Origin of the sequence: Candidatus Desulfatibia sp. (assembly GCF_036446775.1) — a bacterium.
In the GTDB taxonomy this organism is placed as follows: domain Bacteria; phylum Desulfobacterota; class Desulfobacteria; order Desulfobacterales; family UBA11574; genus Desulfatibia_A.
Window position 1 is genome coordinate 1 of the sequence record NZ_JAZFTO010000384.1, and the last position, 2,634, is coordinate 2,634.

General features: G+C 46.4%; 3 protein-coding genes. All 3 read right to left on the bottom strand.

The features are described from left to right. Positions 1–933: rhomboid family intramembrane serine protease (locus tag V3S16_RS17485; protein WP_413887294.1), on the bottom strand; the 933-nt coding region annotated here is incomplete at its 3' end. A 222-nt stretch (positions 934–1,155) separates the two neighbouring features. Further along, positions 1,156–1,992, bottom strand: a complete 837-nt coding sequence (gene nadC / locus V3S16_RS17490) for a carboxylating nicotinate-nucleotide diphosphorylase (protein WP_413887296.1) — start codon at positions 1,990–1,992, stop codon at positions 1,156–1,158. Between the two features lie 152 nt (positions 1,993–2,144). Next, positions 2,145–2,534 (bottom strand): GxxExxY protein, encoded by a 390-nt coding sequence (locus V3S16_RS17495; protein WP_413887298.1) that lies wholly within the window; start codon positions 2,532–2,534, stop codon positions 2,145–2,147. Positions 2,535–2,634 lie beyond the last annotated feature (100 nt).

Consider the following 2,634-nt stretch of genomic DNA (forward strand, 5'->3'; position numbering starts at 1 on the left):
TTGGCCGTCGGGTGCAATTTTTCCCATACTCTTTAACCGCAGCTTGCTGCCCTCTTTCACTCCCGGCGGAACAACCACTCTAACCAGACGTTTTTTAAACCCCCAGGGGATGTTTACCAGTTTGCTGGTACCGGTCGATGCCTCAAAGGATGTGATCGCAATTGTACCGTAAAGGTGGGGATCGCTTCCCGGACCAATGGGGCGAATAACTTGCAGGCGCTCGGTCTTTCTTTTGGCGGTGACCTTGCGTATTTTATGGCTGACACCGGTTTCAGGCAAAAGAAAAAGAAGCTTTAAAAAGATGATACCAAAGGCAAAACCGCCCACATGGGCCCACCAGGCAACGCCGCCGGCAGCGCCTTGGCTGCCGGCAGCATTAATAAACTGCATTACAAACCAGAACCCTAAAAAGAAAAAGGCGGGAATTTCTACAAACCAGGGGATAAAGATGATCGGGATTAAAGTCAAAATTTTTGATTGTGGATAAAGTATCAGGTAAGCTCCCATGACTCCCGCGATGGCCCCGCTGGCCCCGATAGTAGGGACGGTTGAATGAAAATTGAAAATCAGATGGGCAAGACCGGACATGATACCGCAAATCAGATAGAATCCCAGATAGCGAAAAGGCCCTAAGCGGTCTTCCACATTATCGCCGAAGATATACAAAGACCACATATTCCCCAGAAGGTGCCAGAACCCGCCATGCAGAAACATATAGGAAATGACGGAAAAAACCTGTTGGAACCAGTTGAAGTAGGAAGAAATATGGGGAGTCGAGTAACGCGCGGGAACCAGGCCGTACACATAGATGAAACGCTCTAAACCGGGGCCCTGGGCCATCTGCACAAGGAAAATTATAACATTAATGCCGATGATTGCATTGTTAACGACCGGATAATTTTTAGAAGGGATTGTGTCTCGAATCGGTATCATAATAATTATTTAAGCTATAAAATCGCGACGCGATTTTATAGCTTAAATAAATATAAATTAGTGCCCATCCATAAATACATTTGATCACTGCGTAGTTTCCAATTCATAAATGAGATATTTTTTCGATGAGCAAGGCCGCACAAGGGTTTTTGCCCGAGGCGTACGTCTGTACGTCGAGGGCGGAAACCCGCGGAGAACGCCGCTCATCGGGAAAATAGCCATTTATGTTTGGAAACTCTTTATTTGCATACTAAGATCCACACTTCTGGCAGCGTGGGTAAGCGCCCCGACAGAAATGATATCAACACCGGTATCTGCCAACTGCTTCAGGCCGCTTTTAGTGATTCCTCCGGACACTTCCACCATGGCCCTGCCGTCAACTATCCCTACAGCTTCCCTGATCTGCGCAATATTCATGTTGTCGAGCATGATAACGTCGGCACCGGCGCCCAGAGCTTCCTTAACCTGGTAAAGCTCTGAAACCTCCACCTCAATTTTTAAAAGATGGGACCTGTGCTTTTGCATACGTTCCACGGCCTTTTTAACACCGCCGCAGACTGCAATGTGGTTATCTTTTATCAATATGCCGTCATACAGTCCCATGCGGTGATTATGCGCGCCGCCGATACGCACGGCATATTTTTCCAAAATCCTCCATCCCGGAGTTGTTTTGCGTGTATCGACCAGGCGAACTTTTGTTTTACCGACTTCATCCACATATGAACGCACATGGCCGGCAATTCCCGAGAGACGCTGAAGAAAATTCAGGGCCGTACGCTCGCCCATCAAGAGTGCACGCAGTTTTCCTTCAACATGCGCCACCATATCTCCGGCGACGACGGCATCGCCATCCTTGTAGTCTGATTTGAAGATAACTTCAGGGTCAAGATGTTCAAAAACCTGCCGGGCTACATCCAGTCCGGCGATAACCAGGGGTTCTTTCGCTAAAATTACACCTGAACCTTCAAGGTCCGGAGCAATGAGGTTTTCCGTGGTGATATCCCCGGGACCGATATCTTCTTTAAGCGCGATTTCAATGAGATGCCTGACAGAATCCATGTTGGAGCTCTATAATCTGTAATAGTTCACCGCAGAGTCGCAGAGAGCGCAAAGGGTTATCTTTTTTTTGCTTTCCGCTTACCCCAGAGGAATAAGCTTCGCATTCCACAGGGCAGGAAGGCCGGAAAGCAAAAAGATCCATCCCATGCCGATTATTCTTCTAATTCATTTACAATTCGCACTATGCCCTCTCTCATAAGGGTCACATTGAAATTTAAAAGTAGTCCCAATTTAATGCCAGATAATTTAAGGTATGTCAAAAGCTGGGCCTTATGAATCGGCTCAATCTTCTCGCATGATTTCAATTCAAGTATGATTGCATCTTCAACAACTACATCCAGCCTGTAGCCACAATCCAGATTTATCCCCTTATACTGGACAGCTAAAGGCTTCTGTCTTTCTAATGATAAGCCTCCTATACTCAGCTCGTAACATATGCATTCTTCGTATGCGGATTCAAGCAAACCAGGTCCAAGGGCTTTGTGTACCTCTATAGCCGCTCCGATGATTCTACTGCTTAATTTATTGATATCCATCATCATATTAGTACTCTATGAGCTTTAAACAATAGTTTTTTTCTGCCCTCTCAGCAGAAAGAAAAATATTCATTGTCTTTGCGTCCTCTGCGACTCTGCGGTGAAC

What these genes read in the sequence shown, in the direction of transcription:
- nadC (WP_413887296.1), bottom strand. Translation starts at nt 1,992, where the DNA reads ATGGATTCTGTCAGGCATCTCATTGAAATCGCGCTTAAAGAAGATATC.
- V3S16_RS17495 (WP_413887298.1), bottom strand. Translation starts at nt 2,534, where the DNA reads ATGATGATGGATATCAATAAATTAAGCAGTAGAATCATCGGAGCGGCT.